We start from the raw sequence: 1,206 nt of genomic DNA on the forward strand, positions 1-1,206 counted from the left end.
GTCGCGGGCGCCGACGCCCCGCCCGTCCCGCCGCCCGCACCGGCGGTGATGGCGGCCGAGCCCGCAATGCCGGGCGCCGCCGCCGGGACGGCCGGCGCGGCAGCGGGCGGGCCGCGGCTCCTGCGGTTCGCCAGCTGCATCGTCACCGACGCCGTGGACGCCATGCGCTACGACTGGGACCGCGATCAGGGCCGGTTCAGCTTCTTCCTGGACCCGCAGATCCCCTACGTGGTCGGCGCGCACGCGGAGATCGTGGTGGACCGCCTGCTGGACGGGACGGGCCTGCGCCGCAGCGACATCGCGCACTGGCTCGTCCACTCCGGCGGCAAGAAGGTGGTGGACGCGGTCGTGGTGAACCTCGGCCTGCGCCGCCACGACGTGCGGCACACCACCGGGGTGCTGCGCGACTACGGGAACCTGTCCAGCGGCTCGTTCCTGTTCTCCTACGAGCGGCTCGTCCGCGAGGGCGTCACCCGGCCCGGGGACCACGGGGTGCTGATGACGATGGGGCCGGGCTCCACGCTCGAGACCGCGCTGGTGCAGTGGTGAGAGGGGACCCGGTGACGAGAGGGGACGACGTGATCGACGAACTGGAGCTGCGGGTGGACGGCTCGCGGCCGTTCGACGCCGAGACGGTCGCGGCGGCGGCCGCGGTCTGCGACCGGGCCGAGGACCACGGCGGGCCCGGCGTCGTGCTGGTGCACGTGTCGGGCACGCCGGAGCCGGGCTGGACCGGCGCGCTCGACCTGCCGACCGTCAACCGGTGGGAGCGGGTGTTACGGCGGCTGGAGCGGTTACCGATGACGACGGTGGCGGTCGCCGCGGGCGACTGCGGCGGCGCGGCGCTGGACGCGCTGCTGGTCACCGACCGGCGGCTCGCCCGCCCCGGGACCCGGCTGCTGGTGCCGTCCGACGGCGCCGCGACCTGGCCCGGCCTGGCGGTGTTCCGGCTGGTCAACCAGGCGGGCGCGGGACGGGTGCGCGGGGCGGTGCTGTTCGGCGCGCCCATCACCGCCGACGAGGCCGCCCGGATCGGGCTCGTCGACGAGGTCACCGACGACCCGGCGGTCGTCCTGACCGAGCTGGCCGCCCGGGACGGCGGCTTCTCGGGCCCGGAGCTGTCGATCCGCCGCCAGCTGATGTTCGACGCGGTCACCACCAGCTACGAGGACGCGCTGGGCGCGCACCTGGCCGCGTGCGACCGGG

The 1,206-nt window shown here is 76.0% G+C and carries 2 protein-coding genes; both read left to right on the forward strand.

Annotated elements, in window-relative coordinates:
- The coding region (locus AB0J52_RS41455) for a 3-oxoacyl-[acyl-carrier-protein] synthase III C-terminal domain-containing protein (RefSeq protein WP_500188757.1) at nucleotides 1-549 on the forward strand (549 nt) is incomplete at its 5' end.
- Nucleotides 550-560: 11 nt separating this feature from the next.
- Nucleotides 561-1,206 (forward strand): enoyl-CoA-hydratase DpgB (gene dpgB / locus AB0J52_RS41460; RefSeq protein WP_500188758.1); only part of this gene is annotated, 646 nt, incomplete at its 3' end.

This window comes from Spirillospora sp. NPDC049652, assembly GCF_040675125.1.
Lineage (GTDB): Bacteria > Actinomycetota > Actinomycetes > Streptosporangiales > Streptosporangiaceae > Spirillospora.